General features: G+C 71.8%; 14 protein-coding genes and 3 pseudogenes. 9 read left to right on the top strand and 8 right to left on the bottom strand.

Features of this window, described 5'->3' with window-relative positions; all coding sequences use genetic code 11:
• The first annotated feature begins 264 nt into the window (after positions 1-264).
• On the top strand, positions 265-1281 hold the full coding sequence (locus tag ACFYYN_RS32555; RefSeq protein WP_500548587.1) for an NADPH:quinone reductase: 1017 nt from the start codon (positions 265-267) through the stop codon (positions 1279-1281).
• 115 nt (positions 1282-1396) lie between these two features.
• Here the strand turns inward: ACFYYN_RS32555 and ACFYYN_RS32550 are convergent, their stop codons facing one another.
• On the bottom strand, positions 1397-2941 hold the full coding sequence (locus ACFYYN_RS32550; protein ID WP_500548586.1) for a SpoIIE family protein phosphatase: 1545 nt from the start codon (positions 2939-2941) through the stop codon (positions 1397-1399).
• 66 nt (positions 2942-3007) lie between these two features.
• On the bottom strand, positions 3008-3709 hold the full coding sequence (locus ACFYYN_RS32545) for an SDR family oxidoreductase (protein WP_500548585.1): 702 nt from the start codon (positions 3707-3709) through the stop codon (positions 3008-3010).
• 106 nt (positions 3710-3815) lie between these two features.
• Here ACFYYN_RS32545 and ACFYYN_RS32540 point away from each other — a divergent pair, with 106 nt between their 5' ends.
• Positions 3816-4442: a TetR/AcrR family transcriptional regulator gene (locus ACFYYN_RS32540; RefSeq protein WP_500548584.1), complete on the top strand. Its 627-nt coding sequence runs from the start codon at positions 3816-3818 to the stop codon at positions 4440-4442.
• A 53-nt stretch (positions 4443-4495) separates the two neighbouring features.
• Here the strand turns inward: ACFYYN_RS32540 and ACFYYN_RS32535 are convergent, their stop codons facing one another.
• Complete coding sequence (locus ACFYYN_RS32535) at positions 4496-5104, bottom strand: type 1 glutamine amidotransferase family protein (RefSeq protein ID WP_500548583.1); 609 nt, start codon at positions 5102-5104, stop codon at positions 4496-4498.
• A gap of 399 nt (positions 5105-5503) precedes the next feature.
• Here ACFYYN_RS32535 and ACFYYN_RS32530 point away from each other — a divergent pair, with 399 nt between their 5' ends.
• From ACFYYN_RS32530 to ACFYYN_RS32520, 3 genes and pseudogenes are all read left to right on the top strand, one after another.
• A complete protein-coding gene (locus ACFYYN_RS32530; RefSeq protein ID WP_500548648.1) occupies positions 5504-5899 on the top strand; it encodes a hypothetical protein in 396 nt (131 codons plus the stop codon).
• 225 nt (positions 5900-6124) lie between these two features.
• A pseudogene (locus ACFYYN_RS32525) lies at positions 6125-6804 on the top strand (acyl-CoA dehydrogenase C-terminal domain-containing protein); the annotation flags it as partial.
• Between the two features lie 213 nt (positions 6805-7017).
• Positions 7018-7218 carry a cold-shock protein gene (locus ACFYYN_RS32520; protein WP_499509724.1) on the top strand — a complete coding sequence of 67 codons (201 nt, stop codon included), beginning with the start codon at positions 7018-7020 and terminating at the stop codon, positions 7216-7218.
• Between the two features lie 88 nt (positions 7219-7306).
• On the opposite strand, the gene ACFYYN_RS32515 is transcribed toward ACFYYN_RS32520, so the two are convergent.
• Positions 7307-10708 carry a S8 family serine peptidase gene (locus tag ACFYYN_RS32515; RefSeq protein ID WP_500548582.1) on the bottom strand — a complete coding sequence of 1134 codons (3402 nt, stop codon included), beginning with the start codon at positions 10706-10708 and terminating at the stop codon, positions 7307-7309.
• A gap of 690 nt (positions 10709-11398) precedes the next feature.
• The gene (locus tag ACFYYN_RS32510) at positions 11399-11566 is read right to left on the bottom strand and encodes a DUF5670 family protein (RefSeq protein WP_018561957.1); all 168 of its coding nucleotides are present in this window, start codon (positions 11564-11566) and stop codon (positions 11399-11401) included.
• A gap of 165 nt (positions 11567-11731) precedes the next feature.
• On the opposite strand from ACFYYN_RS32510, the gene ACFYYN_RS32505 reads away from it, so the two are divergent.
• The gene (locus tag ACFYYN_RS32505; RefSeq protein ID WP_500329131.1) at positions 11732-11914 is read left to right on the top strand and encodes a hypothetical protein; all 183 of its coding nucleotides are present in this window, start codon (positions 11732-11734) and stop codon (positions 11912-11914) included.
• 765 nt (positions 11915-12679) lie between these two features.
• Positions 12680-12943 (top strand): annotated as a pseudogene (locus ACFYYN_RS32500) (Fic family protein); the annotation flags it as partial.
• A gap of 331 nt (positions 12944-13274) precedes the next feature.
• On the opposite strand, the gene ACFYYN_RS32495 reads toward ACFYYN_RS32500, so the two are convergent.
• Entirely contained in the window at positions 13275-14234 is a 960-nt protein-coding gene (locus ACFYYN_RS32495) for an SDR family NAD(P)-dependent oxidoreductase (protein WP_500548581.1), read from the bottom strand.
• Between the two features lie 162 nt (positions 14235-14396).
• Between ACFYYN_RS32495 and ACFYYN_RS32490 the strand changes: the two genes are divergently transcribed.
• Entirely contained in the window at positions 14397-14990 is a 594-nt protein-coding gene (locus tag ACFYYN_RS32490; RefSeq protein WP_500329128.1) for a TetR/AcrR family transcriptional regulator, read from the top strand.
• Positions 14991-15084: 94 nt separating this feature from the next.
• On the opposite strand, the gene ACFYYN_RS32485 is transcribed toward ACFYYN_RS32490, so the two are convergent.
• Together ACFYYN_RS32485 and ACFYYN_RS32480 are read right to left on the bottom strand one after the other, a co-directional pair.
• Entirely contained in the window at positions 15085-15960 is an 876-nt protein-coding gene (locus ACFYYN_RS32485; protein ID WP_500548580.1) for an NmrA family NAD(P)-binding protein, read from the bottom strand.
• A 136-nt stretch (positions 15961-16096) separates the two neighbouring features.
• The gene (locus ACFYYN_RS32480; protein WP_500548579.1) at positions 16097-17791 is read right to left on the bottom strand and encodes a SpoIIE family protein phosphatase; all 1695 of its coding nucleotides are present in this window, start codon (positions 17789-17791) and stop codon (positions 16097-16099) included.
• Positions 17792-18101: 310 nt separating this feature from the next.
• Here ACFYYN_RS32480 and ACFYYN_RS32475 point away from each other — a divergent pair.
• A pseudogene (locus tag ACFYYN_RS32475) lies at positions 18102-18470 on the top strand (molybdopterin-binding oxidoreductase); the annotation flags it as partial.
• Between the last annotated feature and the right edge of the window lie 132 nt (positions 18471-18602).

Below are 18602 nucleotides of genomic sequence, written 5' to 3'. Positions count from 1 at the left end.
AGTCTAAAACGGCGCCGATGAACCCGCTCTGCGCCGGTTGCACGGATGATCATGCGCCCCTCGCCCCTCGCGGCTCGCCGCGAGATGGCGGGGATCGCAGCGCCGAACGCGCTGAGCCGATCATCAACTGCCGCGCCTGGCGCGGTAAACGTCCAGCTCACCGACGATGTGTCCGATATGTGTATGATGGACATCATCCAGATTGGAAGCCGTCCGGGACCGCATCCGGGCTGGTCGGGACACCCGCGACAAAGGAGGCTGGAAATGAAGGCGATCGTGTACCGGAGCACCGGCGGCCCCGAAGTGATGCAGCTGGTCGAGCGTCCGATGCCCGAGCCGGGGCCGGGAGAGGTTCGCGTCAGGGTGCGGATGTCAGGGGTCAACCCCACCGACTGGAAGGCACGACGCGGTTCGCGGGGGCACACCGACGGTGTCGAGCAGGTGCCCAACCAGGACGGTGCCGGCGTGGTGGACGCCGTGGGCGAGGGCGTCGATCCGGCCTGGGCCGGGCGGCGGGTCTGGATCTGGGAGGCCGCCTGGCAGCGCGCCGACGGCACCGCGCAGGAGTACGTGGTCCTGCCCCTGCGGCAGGCGGTGCCGCTGCCCGACGACGCCTCGTTCGAGCTTGGAGCCAGCCTCGGCATCCCGGCGCTGACCGCGCACCGCTGCCTCACCGTCGCCGAGGGAGGCCCGGACCGCCTCGGCCCCGGCGCCCTGGCCGGCCGCACCGTGCTGGTGGCCGGCGGCGCCGGAGCGGTGGGCAACGCGGCGATCCAGCTGGCGCGCTGGGCCGGGGCCACCGTGGTCACCACCGTCAGCAGTCCCGAGAAGGAGGCCCTGGCCCGGGCCGCCGGCGCGCAGCACGTCGTGAACTACCGCACCGGCGACGCCGCGGCCGCCATCCGCGCGGTGGCCCCGGACGGCGTCGACACGGTCGTCGAGGTCGCCCCGGCCCCCAACGCCGACCTGGACGTCGCCGTGCTCGCCGCAGGCGGCACGGTGGCCCTCTACGCCAACGACGGCGGGAACGAGCTCGCGGTCCCGGTCCTGCCGATGATGTTCGGCAACCTGCGCTGGCAGGCCGTGATGATCTACACCGTCCCGGCGGCGGCCAAGGACCACGCGGTGGCGGCCGTCTCCGCCGCGGTCGCGGACGGTGCGCTGCGCGTCGGCGAGCAGTCGGGTCTGCCGCTGCACCGCTTCCCGGTGGAGCGGGTCGCCGAGGCCCACACGGCCGTCGAACGGGGCGCCGTCGGCAAGGTCCTGATCGAACTGCCCTGACCCTGCAAGAGGACGCTGCCTCATCCGGCCCGTCGCAATGTCGGCGCGACCGTGCTGACGCCGGCGATCTCGGCGAACTCGACGAGGCCGCCCGGGAGCTCTTCGCCGAACCGCTTCACGTCCAGGCCGCGCGGCCGGGGAGCGCCTGTTCGGCCCAGATGGTCTTGCCCTGGCCGGTGTACCGCACCCCCCAGCACCGCGAGCATTCGGCCACGAGGAACAGGCCGCGCCCTCCCTCGTCGTCGGTGTTCGCCCGGCGGATGTGCGGGGAGGTGCTGCTGCCGTCGGACACCTCGCAGATCAGGGTCCGGTCGTGGATCAGCCGCAGCCGGATCGGCTCACGGCCGTAGCGGATGGCGTTGGTGACCAACTCGCTCGCGATCAGCTGCGTGGTGAAGCCGAGGTCACCGATGTCCCACTGGTCGAGTTGCCGCACCACCAGGGAGCGGGCGCCCGCGACACCGGCAGGGTCGCGCGGCAGCTCCCAGGTGACGACGTGGTCGACGCTGAGTCCGTGCGTGCGGACCACGAGGAGCGACAGGTCGTCCTCGGCCGCCAGGAGCGGCGCCGCGATGTCTGCGGTGGCCCGGCAGACGTCCTCGACCGACCGGCCGCTGCGCCGCATGGCGGTCCGCAGCAGCCGGGGGACAGCGTGGTCGCTGCCGCACGCGCGCACCAGGCTGCCCGTGTGGAAGAGCAGGGTGCTGCCTTCGGCGAGCTCCAGGTCCAGGGGTTCGAAGACCGGCTCGCCCATGCCCAAGGGCCGGTTGCCCGGCAGTTCGAGGACGTGGACGGATGCGTCCGGACCGGCCACGGCGGGCGGGGGATGGCCCGCGCTGGCCAGGACGCAGCGGCGCCCGACCGGGTCCCACACCGCGTAGAGGAACGTCGCGCCGACCAGTCGTTCCACGAACCACGTGGACCACCGGTCGGGCTCGCCCGTGGCATAGCGCGACACGATGTCGTCCAGCCGGGCGAGGACTTCCTCGGGTGCGAGATCGAGTTCCGACAGGGCCCGGACCGCGGCGCCGATCAACCCGATGCAGACGGTGGCCTGTACCCCGGAGACCAGGACGTCACCGACGCTGAAGGCGACCCGCATACCGGACAACGGGACGGCGTCGCTCCACGAGCCGCTGACCCCCGTGCCACTGCGGGCGGGCACGTACGAGCGGGTGATCTCGGCCGCGCTGTGGTCCGGCGCGTGAGCGGCCTCCATGCGCCATCTCAGGCCGACCGCCGCAAGGTGCTCGTGGTGGTCGAGCAGGCTGCGCGCCGCATCGTCCTCCGAGATCTGGGGCAGCGGACCGGCGGTCGCCAGGATCACCGTTCGCTCGCTGCCCGGAAGGGCGGAGGTCACGGAACAGGCCATGAGCGCGACGGGCACAGCACGGCCGAGCCGGTGCATGAGGACGACCGGGAGCCAGGGGGTACTGCTGGCCTCCGCGGCCGGCACCAGCCGGCGGAGGGAGCCCCACGGAAGCACCGGGCACAGCTCGCCGACCGGTCTGCCCACCACCTCGGGAGTCTCGTACCCCAGAAGACGCTCGGCCGCCGGACTCCATCCGCACACCAGGCCCGCCGCGTCCACCACGAAGGCCGCCGGGCCTCCGTCGAGGGCCGGGGTGCGGGCGGGGAACGCCCCATCCAAGGTGTCCATCTCACCGACCTCGTTCGGTGAGGAAGCTCCTACACGTTGACGATACGACGCCGCCGGGGCGTTCGCTCAGGAAGCCAGTTGCGGGTACAGGGCGGCGGGGCCGGCCGCCAGGCCCGCCCTGACCTGGTGGGACAGCTCGTCGGCCAGCACTTCGTAGGCGTCGGATTCGATGCCGTCCAGCGCCTGCTCGGCGACGCTCTCCGGCGACGACTTCGGGGCGTCGATGTGCGCCGCCAGGTCGGTGTCGACGTAACCGACGTGCAGCCCGGTCACGTTGACGCCGCGTGGCTTCAGCTCCAGACGCAGCGAGTCGGTCTGGGACCACAGCGCTGCCTTGGAGGCGCTGTAGGAACCGGCGAGAGCGACCCACGACAGGACGGAGTGCACGTTGAGCAGATGGCCGCCACCGTTGGCCTCGATGATCGGGACGAAGGCCCGGGTCATCTCCAGGGGGCCGTAGAAGTTCGTCTCGAACTCGCGGCGGACGTCGTCCACCGGGGAGGTCAGGAAGGACGCCGCGACGGCCGCCGCGGCGTTGTTGACCAGGATGGTGACGTCCTGTGCCTGTGCCGCCACGGCGGCGACCGACGCGGGATCGGTGACCTCCAGGGGCAGCGCGACCGCGCCGGGATGGGTGACGCTGCGGGGGTCGCGGGCGGTGGCGTAGACCTTCTTGGCGCCCCGGGCGTACAGGGACTCGACCAGGGCCTTGCCGATGCCCCGGCTGCCCCCGGTGACGAGGACGGTCGAACCTGCGATTGCGGTCATGAGCTGCTCCCAGTTGCGTTGCGGCCGACGGCGGAAACCGATCGGTTTTCCGTACCGTAAACCGATCGGTTTCTTCCTGGCAAGCGGCGGGCGTAGCCTGTGGCGTATGACTTCGACCGCATCGGCCTCGTCCGGGTCCGCGACGGCGGCTGCGACCGCAGGTACGACTGCGACTGCGACGAGCCCGAGCCGTGAGCGGCTCCTCGACGCCGCAGCCGCGCTCTTCTACCGGGAGGGCGTGAACATCGGCGTCGAGGCGCTGTGCCGGGCGGCCGGAGTCTCCAAGCGGTCGATGTACCAGCTCTTCACGAGCAAGGACGACGTCCTCGCGGCCAGCCTGGAGCGTGCGGGGTCCGGCTACCTGGCCCAGCTGCTGCCCGCTCCCGGGGCCGAACTGCCACCGCGCGACCGCATCATGCACGTCTTCGAACGGCTCGAGTCGCTGTCCGCGTCCCCGGAGTACCTGGGCTGCCCCTTCCTGGCGACCGCGTTCGAACTCAAGGACCCCGTCCACCCCGCCAGGGTGGTCGCGCGACGCTACAAGGACGCGCTCACCGACTTCTTCCGTGAGGAGGCGAGCCGCGGTGACGCGCACGATCCGGATGTGCTGGCCCGCCAGCTCACCATCGCCTTCGACGGATCAAGCTCCCGCGCCGTAGCGCAGGCCCAAGGTCTGGGCGGGCTGGCCGTCGCCACCGCCGCGGCCATGCTGGACGCGGCGGGCATGGCCTGAGCGGCCGCGCGCCCTCGGGCCCTCAGGCGCGAAGCCCGCGGACCCGTGGGGTGTCAGTGCAGTGCGACCTCGCCCGCGCGGACGGCCCGCATGGCGCGTTCGATGGTCTCCTGGTTCTCACCGACCGGAGCCACGTAGTCGATGACGCCGCGCGCCGCGTCCTCCCCGAGCGCCCGGGTGATCACCCATGCGGCGAGGTACTGGGACGCCAGGCAGCCGCCTGCCGTGGCGATGTTCCCCTCGGCGTGGAACGGCGCGTCCAGCACGGTGACGCCGCAGGCCTCGACGAAAGGCCGGCTCTTGTTGTCGGTGCACGCCGGCATGTCACCCAGCAACCCCAGGCGTGCCAGCACCAGCGCGCCGGAGCACTGCGAACCGATCAGCTGTCGCGAAGGGTCGAGCGGCAGCATCGAGGGCAACCGGTCGTCGGCGACCACGTCGCGCGTCCTCACGCCGCTTCCGATGAGTACGACGTCGGCCTCGCGCACGAATTCCATCGGGCGCTGCCCGGTCACCTCGACGCCGTTCATCGAGGTGACCACCGGCGTCGGTGTCGTGATGAAGGCCTCCAGGCCGTCCTTGCGGCACCTGTTGATCAACGAGGCGGCGATGAAGCTGTCGAGCTCGTTGAACCCGTCGAACGTGACCACGGCCACCTGCATCGCAACTCCTCCGAAAATGGTGTCGGACCTCTTGCGCCGGCTGTGGAGTGTCCGCAGGCGTGCCCACGATCCGGGGCACGGCCGGACAGCCGTTTCCCGTGCCGGTTGCGGTCCCGCCGCAGTCGGCGACCGCCAGGTGCCGGCGCGGTTTTGACCGGCTCCGAGTCTATGAGGTGGCGGTGGACCGATGCGTCTGGCGGTTGCCACACGGCCGAGCGGCCCCGCCAGGCTTCTGCGCGCCGCTGTCACGCGAACTGCATGGGGGAGGGCATGGCGACACCGCCCTGCGGGTGAGGCGAGGGATACATCTGCCCTCTCGCGTGGCATACGGCAGGGGTGAGCAAACAACCAGAGGTGGAGCGGGAGCCGCAGGACGCGGCGCACCGGCGTCCGACGGGGATGAGCGACCTCACGGTCGAGGCCCTCGGGTCCTTGTCGAAGGCGTTGGAGACCACCGAGCGCGCCCGCGGTCACCTTTACGGCTTCCATCAATTGACGGGCACTGCGGACCTTGAACTGGACCGTGCTGTCCGTTTGCTGCGAGAGGCCGGTCATGAGGCGCAAGCCGACGCCGTCGAGCGCGAGCTCCTGGGACGCGACGTCCTCCCCGGGCATTGGACCTTCGAGATCATCGAGGCCTACAACCGCACCTACTACCGACCCTTCGCAGATCTGGAACGCCGCCTGGTCGACGACCTCGCCGAGGGGTGCGACCATCTCTACGAGGCCCAGATGAAAGAGGCCCGCCGTACATCCCGCCGCCCCGACCGCACCACCAGTGGTCGCTCTCGCTGATCGGCACCGTCGTGGAGGGAGCGGGTGGTTCGGCACGGCGCCGAAGCGGGAGGCTCGCACCTCCCGGCCCCTCACCCGACTGGGCCTCCCGCCTGGCAGCCGTGGCCGGCAGGGACAAGGATCGTCTCGTGCATGAGGGTCCGTCGACCTCCCCCAGACGTCCCCTCGGCCGAGAGCCGGGCCCCCGCCGCTGTGAAGCGCCGGGGGCCTGTCTCTTGAGCCCCCTACGTCAGGGGTATGCGCGCGCTGGTCCTCCACACCGCCACCGTGCAGGACGGGATCGAGGTCGAGGAAGCGGCCGGCGAGGACGCCTCGGCCCTGCACAGCGTCAACGACCTGCTGCTGCCGATCGTCAAGGGCTACGGCTCCGAGAAGGGCTACGAGCAGCCGCCAAGATCGACACCCTCTGTGAGGGCACCACGGCGATCCAGGGCCAGGACTACTTCTTCCGGAAGATCGTCCGCAACCAGGGCGCCGCGCTGACCACCCTCACCGAGGAGATCAAGCGGTTCCTGGCGGCCGGGACCGGCGGTGACGAGCTGGCCGCCGCCCGCGAGCAGCTCGCCCAGGCCGCGGCCGATCTGGAGGCCATCGTCGGCGTCATGCCGACCGACCTCGCCGCCACCGAGCAGGACGTGAAGTCCATCTACAAGGTGGGCCTGAACACCACCCGCCTGCTGATGGCGTCCGGTGACGTGCTCGTCGGCTACCTGCTGCTCCGCGGCGCGGCCGTGGCGCAGGCGAAGCTGGCGCACGCGTCCGCCAAGGACAAGGCGTTCTACACCGGCAAGATCGCGGCCGCGGAGTTCTTCGCGGCCGACATCCTGCCCGGGGTCACCGCCGCGCGCCGCAGCGCCGAATCCGTCGACGCCTCGCTGATGGAACTGGCCGAAGCGGCTCTTTGACCCGTGCCCCGATCATCCCGATTGCGCCCCTCCCGGGACGGTACGTTCCTGGTGCACGGTGGCAGGCCACTCGAGCGACCACTTGGTCCTGCATCGGCGTATTCGGTAGCGCTGTGGCAGGGACATGCGGTAATTAGTGCCCTGGTGGCCCGACTACGGGGGTCCGCCGGCGCACCAAGGGCGCGCCTCAGCAGCATGAAAAGGACGAACTCAGTGGCATCTGGCGTTGTGAAGTGGTTCAACTCGGAGAAGGGCTTCGGCTTCATCGCACAGGACGGTGGGCCGGACGTGTTCGCCCATTACTCCAACATCCAGAGCACCGGATACCGCGAGCTCGTGGAGGGTGAGCGTGTCACGTTCGACGTGACGCAGGGGCAGAAGGGCCCGCAGGCGGAGAACATCGTCCGCGGCTGACCTTGGTGCTGCCGAAGCAGCACGGACACGAAGCGGCCTCGCCCACGGTTTCCGGCCGTCGGCGAGGCCGCCTCGTGCGGGAGTCCCCCTACCGTCGGGGGGCTATCCGGAAGGAACGGATGACCGTCTGGTCGACGGCGTCGCCCGCCGTGTCCTTGGCGGTGAGGCGGATCGAGGCGTAACCGCCGGCCGAGGGGGCGGTCAGCTTCACGAAGCCGCGGTCGCCTGCGCGCCAGACCTTGAGGGCCTTCCAGCTCCTGCCGTCGTCGAAGGAGACCCGCAGGCCCAGCGAGGTGGTGACGGCCTTGCTGCCGCGTTCGGCGGCGACGGTGAAGAGGTACGTGCGGCCGCCCGTGACGGTGCCGGAGGCGTTCAGCGGGCCGCCCAGCCGGACGTTCATCAGCGGCAGCTCGGCCGGTTCCGGGTCCGTCGGGCGTCCGGAGGCGAAGGTCCAGGTGGCGGAGGCCTTGCTGCCCAGACTCGACCAGCCGACCTTGCGGGTGCCGGACGACGTCAGGGTGTAGGTCGCCTTCTCGTAGGGAACCGCCGCCTGCAGCCGGCCCAGGGAGTCCAGGGACGCGATCTTCACGCCGTCGCGGTACAGGGTCGACGAGCCCGTGGTGTCCCTGGCCTCGCCCGAGTGCGTCGCGGTGTTCTCGGCGGCCGTGGAGAACAGGCCGGGGGTGAGGTACAGCCCGTCCTCGAGCCGCAGGGCCTCCACCGACCGTGCGCGCAGCGGTCCCTGGTTCCACCCTCGGGTGTAGGCCTTGCCCGGGGTGAACCGTGTGGTGCCCGCGAACTGGATCTCGTCGTAGCCCGCGGTGCCCTGGGCGCGCATGCCGAGGGTGCGGTCCCAGACGATCGCGGAGTCGTCGGTGTAGTAGCGGGTCTGCCTGCCGGGGACCGGGACCTGGTTGCCGTCCACGAACGTGATGGCACCGTAGGTCGGGACCGGGGTGTCGATCCGGACCCCGAGCGGCTTGCCGCCCTGGTCGGCGTAGGTCTCCTCGACCCGGGCGAGGGACCTGTCGTGCATCGGGCGGGTGAGGGTGGCCGGGATGCCGCCCTTGGTGTTGACGGCCAGGTTGTAGGCGTAGCTCCAGGCCGGCTTGGTGGCGGTCCTGGGGACCGTGCCGCTCCACCGCTGGGTGGCGAGGAACCAGAACGGGTGGCTGGTGACCTTCGTCGTGGTCGGGGTGGCGTAGACGCGGCTGCCCGGGAAGCCCAGCACGAACTTCTGGGTGCCGTAACGGCCGTCCGCGCTGATCGACGTCGTACTGGCGAAGATGCCGTCGTTCTGCGCCGTGCCCTTGTCGACGGTGAGGTCGACCGGCTTCGCGGTGCGGCCGTCGAGGACGAGCGTGGTGTCGGCGGTGAGGTCGACGCCGGGCCGGGAGAAGAGGACCGAGGTCTGCGCGACGGGGTCGAACTTGCTCGCCGAGACGTCGTACTCGCTCTCGGGCAGCTGCATCGCGACCTTGCCGTCGGCGTCGGTGGAGGCGTTGTACTGCAGACCGGTCCGGCTGTCGAAGGCGGCGACGTTGATGTCCGGGCCCCCGGGCTTGCCGTCGAGGCCGAGGACGGTCAGCGACAGGGCGCGGGTGAGCGGCTCGGCGTAGACACCGAAGGCGTCGCGGACCGTGGTGGTGCCGTCCTCCGTGGTGGCGACGATGGAACCGCCGTAGGCGCCCGCCATCGTGTCGTCGACGGAGGCGGTGAGGGTGGCGGAGGCGGTGCCGCCGGCCGGGACGGTCACCGTGTCGGCCGACAGGGCGAAGGCCCCCGCGGGGGCGGCTGTGCCTCTGGGCCCGTACGCGTCGACGGAGAGGTGGAGCGTGACGTCGGCCGCGCCGTCGTTGGTGTAGGTGACGGTGCCGGTCCGGGTGACGTCCTGGTGCGGGTAGTCGGCCTTGCCCAGGCTGATGCTGCCCGAGGTGGCGCGTACGTTCTGCGCGCTGGCGCGGGCGACGTCCAGCCGGCCGGTGCCCTGGTCGTACGCGGTCAGGCCGGGCAGGCCCTTGGCGGCACTGGTGAGGGCGGCCTTGAAGTCGGCGGCCTTCCAGGACGGGTGCTGCTGGGCGAGCAGCGCCACCGCTCCCGTGACATGCGGGGTCGCCATCGAGGTGCCGGAGGCGGTGACGTAGGAGGAGCCGACCGGGTCGCCCATGGTGGTGCCCGCCGCGCGGGCCGCGGTGATGTCCTGGCCGGGCGCGACGATGTCCGGCTTGACGGCGAAGTCCTCGATCCGCGGGCCGCGGCTGGAGAAGGTGCTGAGCGTGTCCTGCTTGGTGGTGCTGCCCACGGTGAGCGCGGAGTCGGCGATGCCGGGGGAGCCCACGGTGCCGCCGAAGTAGTCGGCCGCTGGGGCGCCTTCGTTGCCGGCCGCGATCACGAACAGGGTGCCGTGCTCGGCGGTCAGCGTGTCGACCGCCTCGGTGAGCGGGTCGGTCTTCGCGTACGGGGCCTGCCCCAGGCTGAGGTTGACGGCCTTGGCGCCCGCCTCGGCCGCCCACGTCATGCCGTTGATGACGGCGTCGTCGGGGCAGAAGCCGTCGTCGGTGCAGACCTTGCCGATCAGCAGCTTGGCGTCGGGCGCGACGCCCTTGTACTTGCCGGCGGAGGCCGCGCCGGTGCCCGCGATGGTGGAAGCGGTGTGCGTGCCGTGGCCGTTGCCGTCCACCACCGTACCGGTGCCCGTGAAGTCCCTGGTCCCGCCGGTGGAGGCCTTGTCCGAGAGGTCGGTGTGGGTGGGGTCGTAGCCGGTGTCGAGGTCGGCGACGGTGACGCCCTGCCCGGTGATGTGCGCACCGGTGGAGTCGACGCTGTCCCAGACCTTCGGGGCGCCGATGATGGCGGTGCTCTCGGCGAGGGCAACGCGGCTGCGGCCGTTGAGCCACAGCTTGTCCAGCGGGCCGCGGAGGCCCTGCGTCCCGCTGACGAACGCCCAGAACGCGGTGGCGTCGCGCTTGGCCGGGGCGAGGCTGCCTCCGTGGAGGACGTCCAGGGTCCGGGTGATCCTGGCGCCGTGCCGCTGGATCGCTCCGCGAGCGGCGGAGGAAGAGGCGCTGCGGCTGGAGTAGATGAGCCGCAGCGAGTCGCTCGAGGCGTCGTCGTAGCCGGCGTCGAGCTGCTCGGTGACGTCGAAGAGACGCGGGTCGAGCTTCCCATCGGTCAACAGCGGCTGTGCGTCGGACGGGACCACGAGGATGTGGTGGTCCGTGCCCTTCCACTGGTGGGACATGTCGAAGCCGATGCGGTCGCGGCCCGGGCCGCGTGTGACGCTGACCGCGGGGACGCCGCCGGCACCTCGGGTGACGGTGACCTTGTCACCGGTGATCAGGGTCAGGGTGCGGACCGCCTTCGCGCCGGGCGAGGCGGAGCCCAGGGCGGGTACGGGCGGTGCGGAGTTCGGGGATGCCTGCGCGGCGCCTGGTACGGCGCCGGCGACCAGCCCGGCCAACGCCAGGGCCCATCCGGCTCGTATACGCATGTATGAGTACCTTTTGGCCGCCCGGGGAGACCTGGGACGCGGGCGGCGGACAGAGAGTGCCCGGCGGTCGCCGGCCACCCGGGAGACGGCCTGGGCAGGCCTGTGCTGGGGGCGAGTTGCCCCTCAGGTCGAACGCCCGACCGAGTCCTTGGTCACGAGCGACGAGAAAATCACACTTGATCAAGGATGCATAGAGGTGAGCGTGTGTTACCGCTGGTCAGGGCGCAGGCCGGGCCCGGCGGTGAGCGACGGGTCCCGGAACGGGTCGCACGCGTTTCCCGAAGGAGGGGGGGCCACGGCCGTTGGAACGGGAGGGCCTGGCTCGGCAGCCGCGCGCCCAACGCGCGCCGGGCAAGGGGCCCTTCGGATGGCCGCCTGCGGCGGTGGGTGGCCGGCAGTTGCAACCCACCGCTCACAGGGCCGTGTGCATCGGTGGTCATCACCACCGATGCGGCATTCCGAGTCAACCTGATGAGAAGGTGCGAAACCGGGCGGCGTGGCGGGGCGTTGAGCGGTTGTCACTCCAACGGCGGTGTGGCCGCCGGGGAGGTTCCGCGCTGATGGCGAACGCGGCGCCGGCGAGCCATCCCTGGTGCGCCCACCGTGATGCGTCCGGGCAGTGCAAAGGGTGAGGTTCGCGGCCCTTCCGGCAGCGCGAACCCCACCCTGGCACGGGGGAGAGGCGTCAGGTCACCATCGGTACCAACGGCGGCGCCCACCGCCCTCGGCGGCCCGGAACACGAAGCCGAGCAGCCACACCACCAGCACGATGATCGCGATCCACCACAGGGCCTTGAGGGCGAACCCGGCCCCGAAGAGGATCAGGGCGAGCAGCAGGACAAGAAGCAAAGGAACCATGTCGTCAACCTCCTGACCACGCGTCTGCCCCGAGGCGCGATCGCCATGCGTGAACCACAGGGCACCGGATGGCGTGCGAACGGGCCCGCCGTTTTCCGCATGGAACCCGAAGGGCCGGAAAGGGGCAGGTCATGGCCGCCACCGGCCACGCATCGAGGAGGACTCATGGCCACGTCAGAACAAGACCGCCGGAAGAGCGCCGGGACCGACGACATCACCCGGCGACCCCGCCAGGAATCCCAGGACGAAGGGGGCCGCGACTCCTCGCACCGTGAGCAGGGCACCGTCGGGGACGCCCTCCGCAAGGCGATGGAGGAAGCGGCGGTCGACAGGGAAGACTTCGCCTGAGCCCGGCGAAAACCGCTGGTCAACCTGGTGACCGAGGGCCGAGACTGAGGGGCTCATCACACCGGACGGACAGAGCGGGGCCGGAACTGACGTACAACCGGGACACACTTCCCTTCCCCGAGAACCGCGTGCCTCCCGCCTCCTTCACGGGCATGCACGACTGGGCCGATCTCGACCCGGGTCGCCACCCGTTCGCCTGGGACGAGGACGAGGAGGCCCGTCTTCGCGCGCTGGTGCGTGAATGGGTGCCACCCGTGCTCTCCGGCATGGCGGGTTGGTGGCAGGGCGAGGAGTGGTGCGAACGCCAGGTGGACGCGATCATCCGGGAGCGGTACGGGACCTGGGCGCAGGGATGGAACTGGTGCTACCGGTACGGCGGGGTCGTCGGCAGTTGGGTGACCGGAGCCGGCTCGGTGACGACCCCCGACGAGACCGCCGCCCGCGTCGTCGCCGCGCTGCTTGAGTGGCGGGAGTGGTTGGAGACGACGGCTCGGCGATTCGTCGAGTTGGCACCGCCGCCGGACGCCGCTCCGGAGGATCTCAGCTGGCATCTCGAGCGCGCCTGCGTCCGGCTCGTGACGTACGCGCTCGACTCCGACGCGGAGGGCGGCTGGCACAGGCAGGCAGGTCTGCTCCTGCGCTGGTACCTGACCACCAGTGGCATGAGCCAGGCAGACGCCGGACGGGCGGTCGAGGCCGCGATCGGCGGCCGGTTCCAGAGCTGGGTCGCCGGACGGGGTCGCGCCGGCGTACCGGCCCTTCGCACCACGCGCGGAACCCGTCGCGCACGGGCCGCACCCGATCCCGCCGGCGGCACGTGCGGCCCGCGCGTACCTCGACGTGGCGTTCTTCCACCCCTTCACCGACGGCAATGCCCGCGCGGCCCTGCTGACCCTGGTCCACGTCCTGGCCCGCGAGGACATCGTCCTCCCGGAGGTCGGCCCGCTCCAGACGACCCGGTACGCGGACGACCCGGTGGGCGCCGCCGACCTGGCCACGCTCATCGGTGTGCTCAACCGGCGCCGGTAGCGCGAGGTTGACAGGCGAGGTCGGCGCGCCGCCGGGACCTCGAAGGGCTCCAAGGGGTCGCCGTCGACGCGCCGACCGGTGCGAGCCTATGCCCCGGCTCGCCTCTCCAGCGTGCCCGAGCGCCGATGGCGCCGCATCCTGGACGTGCGGCCTCGCCGCCTTCCGCCCTGGCCGGCGAGGCCGCTCATCGGTCAGGGCCGACGGCGAGCGCGAGGCCGGACCGACGACGGACGCGCGACCCTGCTCGGGCTCGACAACGCCATCGGGCGGTGCCGGCCCGTCGCGTCCGCGAGGTAGGCGGGCGGCCCGCCGCTCGCGTGCGGGGGTGGTGTCAGGCGCTGGTCACGGAGGACGCGATCATGTCGAGGGAGACCTGCCACAGCAGCGCCGCCCGGTCGGGGTCCATGGCGTGGGCGGCGACGCCGCGGCGTATCCCGGGGGTGTGCGGGGCGGCCTCGTTGCAGTCCTCGAAGTAGCGGCCGGAGACGCCTTCGACCAGCGGTGATGTGGCGAGCAGCACGGAGGTGGCGGCTCCCTGCTCGATGTCCTTCCAGGACACGTCGGTGCTGGTGGCGTCGAAGGTGGTGGGGCTGTTGGAGATGTCACCGATGTGGCGGCCGAGGCGGGTGGTGGTGATGCGGCCGGGGTTGAGGGCGTTGACGGCGATCAGGTCCGCTGCCCACCGGCGGGCCGCCTCGACGGTGAACAGGACGTTGGCGGTCTTGGACTGGCTGTAGGCCGCCCAGGGGTCGTACGGGTGGCGCTCGAAGTGGACGTCGTCGAACAGCACGTCGCCGTTGACGTGGCCGACCGAGCTGACCGCGACCACGCGTGCCCCGCGCGCCGCGGCGAGGGCGTCGTGCAGGCCGGTGGCGAGGGTGAAGTGGCCGAGGTGGTTGGTGGCGAACTGCAGCTCCCAGCCTTCCTCGGTGCGCTCCAGTGGCGAGGCCATCACCCCGGCGTTGAGGACCAGGACGTGCAGCGGTCCCGACCAGGAGGCCACGAAGGCTCGCACGGATCCCTGGTCGGCGAGGTCGAGCAGGGCGGCGCGCACGCTTCCCGGGCCGCTCGCGGGGGTGATCTCCCGGGCGACCTGGGTGCCCGCGGCCAGATCGCGGACGCCGATGGTGACCTCGGCACCGGCGGCCGCGAGGGCGCGCGCGGTCTCGCGGCCGATGCCGGAGGCCGCCCCGGTGACGATGGCGCGCCGGCCCGCGAGGTCGACGCCGGCGAGCACGTCGGCGGCGGTGGTCTGCGCTCCGAAGGGCGTGGTGATGAGCTGGTCGGTCATGACGTTCTCCAGGAAGGCGGTGATGCGGGGCACGGGCGTGCGGCCGGTGGCGCACGGGCACGGTGCGGCCGTAGTCTCGTATCCGGAACTGGTTCCGGTTCGCTTCAGGACTGTAAGCGGAACTGGTTCCGCTTGCAAGTGGCGGCGGGAAGGGAGACGGGATTGACCGGCGACGACGAGGCCCCGGCGCGGCGCGGCAGACCCCTGCGTGCCGACGCGCGGCGCAACGAGGACCGGGTGCTGGAGGCGGCGGCCGCGGCTTTCGCGCGGGACGGCATCGGCGCCTCCGTCAAGGACATCGCCCGCGACGCCGGCGTCGGCGTAGGAACGCTGTACCGCCGGTTCCCCTCCAAGGAACTGCTGGTCGAGGCGGCCTACCGGCACGAAGTGCAGCGCCTGTGCGAGGCGGCGCCCCACCTGGCGGCCACGCGCCCGCCCGAGGAGGCCCTGCGCACCTGGATGGAGTCCTTCATCGACTTCATGGCCGCCAAGCACGGCATGGCCGACGCGCTGCGCGTGGTGCTGACCGACGACAGCGAGAAGATGCACACCCGGGCCCTGCTCGCCGAGGCCATCACCCACCTGCTCGCTCCCAGGGACGGGGGGGACGGGCAGCGGATGGCCCGCCCGGACGTCGACCCCCAGGACGTCCTCATGGCCCTCGGCGGGATCAGCCTCATGGCCGCCAGCGAGGAACACCGCGACCTGGCCACCCGGCTCATCGACCTGCTGCTCCACGGCATCGTGCGCAGCTGATGCGCCGCGCCGGGCCCGGCGGTGCGGGTCGGGCCGGATGCCGTACGGCCGCGCGCTGCCGCGCGTCCCCGGAGCGGCGGACGGCTCGACCGGCTCAGGCGGAGTGGTCGTCGAAGCGGGCCCGGTGCCGGAGGACGAAGCTCTCGACGTCCAGGGGGTCGTCGCCGCCGATCCGCTTCACCAGGTCGTTCATGCCGGAGAAGACGCCGTGACGGTAGTCGACGGCGACGGCGAGGAGGTGCTGGATGAGGTGGGGGGAGGCGCCGCGCTTCTCCAGGATGGCGGCGAATTCGTCGAGGTCAATCGGCACGTAGGTGACGTGACGGCCCAGGGCGCGTGACATGGCCTCGGCGATCTCGTAGTGGTCGAGTTCGACGGCTCCGTAGAGCGGGTAGATCTTGCCGACGTGCGGGGCGGGGTCCTCGAGGATGGCCGCGATCACCTTCGCCTGGTCGACGGCGGCGATCGGGGCGTGCCGCCCGTCGGCGAAGGGGAAGCGCAGTTCGCCGGTCCCGGTCCACATGTTGGTCAGCCATTCGGCGAAGAAGGTGGGACGCAGGTGGGTGACCGCGACAGGGGAACGGTCCAACAGGCGTTCGGCGACCCAGTGCTGGCGCGCCGCGTTGCTGGCGGCCTCCCGGCGGGCGGAGATCTGCGACATGTTCACCATCGCTCCCACCTCGTTCTCCTCGGCCGCCTGGGCGAGGTTCGCCGTGGCGTCCATCAGGCCGGGGAGGATGGGGTACGTGAAGTAGGCGGCGTCGATGCCCTCGGTCGCGTGGGCCAGGGAGTCGAGGTCGTGGACGTCGCCGACCACGACCTCCGCGCCCAGCGTGGCGAGTGCCTCGGAACGTCCGTCGACGCGGCGGACCAGGGCACGGACGCGGTGGCCGCGCTGCAGCAGCGTTTCGGTGGTGTACCTGCCGGTCTGGCCGGTGGCTCCGATCACCAGAAGTCTGCGGTTCGTCATGGCGTCCTCCTGCTAGATGCGGCTGCGCACGCAGCGGGGACCGTCACGCAGGACGTCGAACCCACAGCAAGGATCACTGTTCATACTCACTTGCGCACGTCGTGTAGCCGAAGGGGTGGCGTGACGCGGTCGTCTCTCATGACGGGGGCAGCCGTAGGGCGAGGAGGGCGATGTCGTCGACGTTGCCGGGGGGCATGCGGCTCAGGAGCTGGTCGCAGAAGTCGTCCAGCGGCTCGTCGGCCAGTGCGAGGGCGTTGCGGCGGAGCCGGCTGAGGCCGGTGTCGAGGTCGGCGCCGGGGAGTTCGATGAGGCCGTCGGTGTAGAGCAGGAGCGTGGACCCCGGCGGCAGGGGTGTGGTGGCGTCGGGCCGGGGCTCGCGGACGCCGATGTGCGCGCCCAGCAGCGGACTTCGCGCGTCATCGAGGTAGCGGCCCGGGCCGTCCGGGGTGAGCAGCAGTGGCGGGGGATGTCCGGCGTTGGTCCAGCGCAGGGTCCAGGGGCCGTTCTGGGGGCCCTCGACGCGGGCGAGGACGAGCGTGGCCATGGGGACGGTCGTGATCACGGGCATGGCGTCGTCGAGGCGGTCGACGACGGCACCGGGGGGTTCGGTGCGATCCCACGCCAAGGACCGCAGCATGCCCCGCAGTTGAGCCATCCCGGCGGCGGCGGTCAGGTCGTGGCCGACGACGTCGCCGATGACCAATGCGGTCGCGCCGTCTTTGAGCTGGAACGCGTCGTACCAGTCGCCGCCGACCTGGGACGCGGCGGGTGCGGGCTCGTAGCGCGCGGACATGAGCAGGCGTCCGGGCTGGGGCAGGGGCGTGAGCAGGTTGCGTTGCATGGCTTCGGCGACGTCTCGTTGACGGCCGAACCGGCGCGTGTTCTCCAGGATCTGGCCGACCCGGCGGCCGATGTCCACGACGAGCTGCAGGTCGTCGTTGCCGAAGGGGGCGGCGGGGTCGGTGCGGACCAGGGTCAGGGCACCGGTGGAATTCCTCCCCGAGCCCAGCGGCACGGTGAGTGCCGATGCGGCGCCCACCGACTGGAGGAAGCCGTTGTGCAGGGCGGCCAGCGGCGAGTCCGGCCGTGCGGCCGCACCGGCCGGGTCCTGCAGGACGGGCACCGCCCCGCGCACGGCCTGGACCAGCGGGGAACGGGACTCGCCCGCCGAGGGGAGGCGGGCGCTCCAGCCTTCCTGCCCACGGTCCCGGCCCTCCGGTCCGGTGACCGCCACCCGGTGCGTCTCGCTGTCGTCGACGAGCAGGTCGACCGCCACCCAGTCGGCGAGTCCGGGGACCAGCAGGCGCCCCAGGCGGGCGAGCGCCTCGTCGGTCTCGAGGGTCTGGCCGAGCACCGCGGTGATCTGCGCGACCAGCGTCAGGCGGCCGGTCAGGTCCTCCAAGGCGTGCATCTGCTCGGCACGTTCACTGCCGTGGTTGGTGAGGCCGGCGAACAGCATCACGGTGCCCTTGAACGAGGTACCGTCCGTCACCGGAGCGGCGGACCAGGAGACCTCGACCAACTTGCCGTCATCGCACAGGTACCTGTCGCCGTCCGCACGCCCCGCACCCTTGAGGGTCAGCGCTTCGAGCAGCCTGCACCGGGCCCCGGTGCGCTCACGATCCGTGTGCCGGTGCACGAGGTCGTGGAAGTCCTCGCCGACCATCGCGTCGGAGGCGCGTGCCAGCAGCCGTTCGGCGGCCGGGTTGACCGCGACGACCCGGCCCGCAGGGTCGACCACGGCCAGCGATGCCCCCAGATGATCGACGACCTGCCGCCAGAAGCCCGGCTGCGACGCCCAACGCCGTCCCTCGTCAGCATCGTCCGACACCGCACCCTCCCTGATCGCCTCCGCGGCTCGCCACGAGCGTCTGCCCGGACAGGGGCACCGCGGACGACGACCGTGCCACCATGCTCCCGCCTGGGGGAACCCGACCGCGGCCGACACGACGACGTGCCGGCGCCCACGCCTGCGGCCCTCGACCGGTGCGCGACCCGGCGACGAACCCGTCGTGGCACGGCCTCGGTCGAGGCCGCACCTGCCTGCGCGGCCCACCTGTTCCGCACTTCCGGGGACGCGTCGCTTCACTCGATTGGGTGGTGCACCAATCGCGGGGCCGCCTGGGTGGCGCATCACTTGCGTGAGGATCCACAGCAAGCAGCACCTGGCACGTGGCGGCCCGGCCGCGCTTTCCGGTCTGCTGGCCGCCGTCGCCGGGGTGGTGCGGCAGCAGGCCGGGCCGGTGGTGGCGGTGGGAGGAGCGGCGATCGACCGCACTCCCGCCGCGGTGAAGGACTGGGCGATCCGCTCGTTCGTCACCGACGACAAGCTCGTGCTGCAGCTCGGCACCCTCCTCGTGCTGGGCGCACTGGCCGTCGCGCTCGGACCGCCGGGCATCCGTCACGGGCGCGCGGCAGCGGCCGGAGCGCTCCTGTTCGGTGTCGTCGGAGCCGTGGCGGCGATGAGCCGTCCCGACGCCGACGGTCCTCTCGACGCCCTGCCGTCGCTGGCCGTCGTCACCCCGTGACATCGGCGGCGGCGTAGCCTGCGGCGGCTGCGCGACGAGCTCGAACCGGGCGGCGAGCCGTGCACTTCCGAGAGGAGACGCGCTTCCGGATGCTGCCGCAGGACGGGGCAACCC

It is taken from the genome of Streptomyces sp. NPDC001902 (genome assembly GCF_042891295.1).
Classification (GTDB): Bacteria; Actinomycetota; Actinomycetes; order Streptomycetales; family Streptomycetaceae; genus Actinacidiphila.
This window is presented reverse-complemented; position numbering and strand designations above follow the sequence as displayed.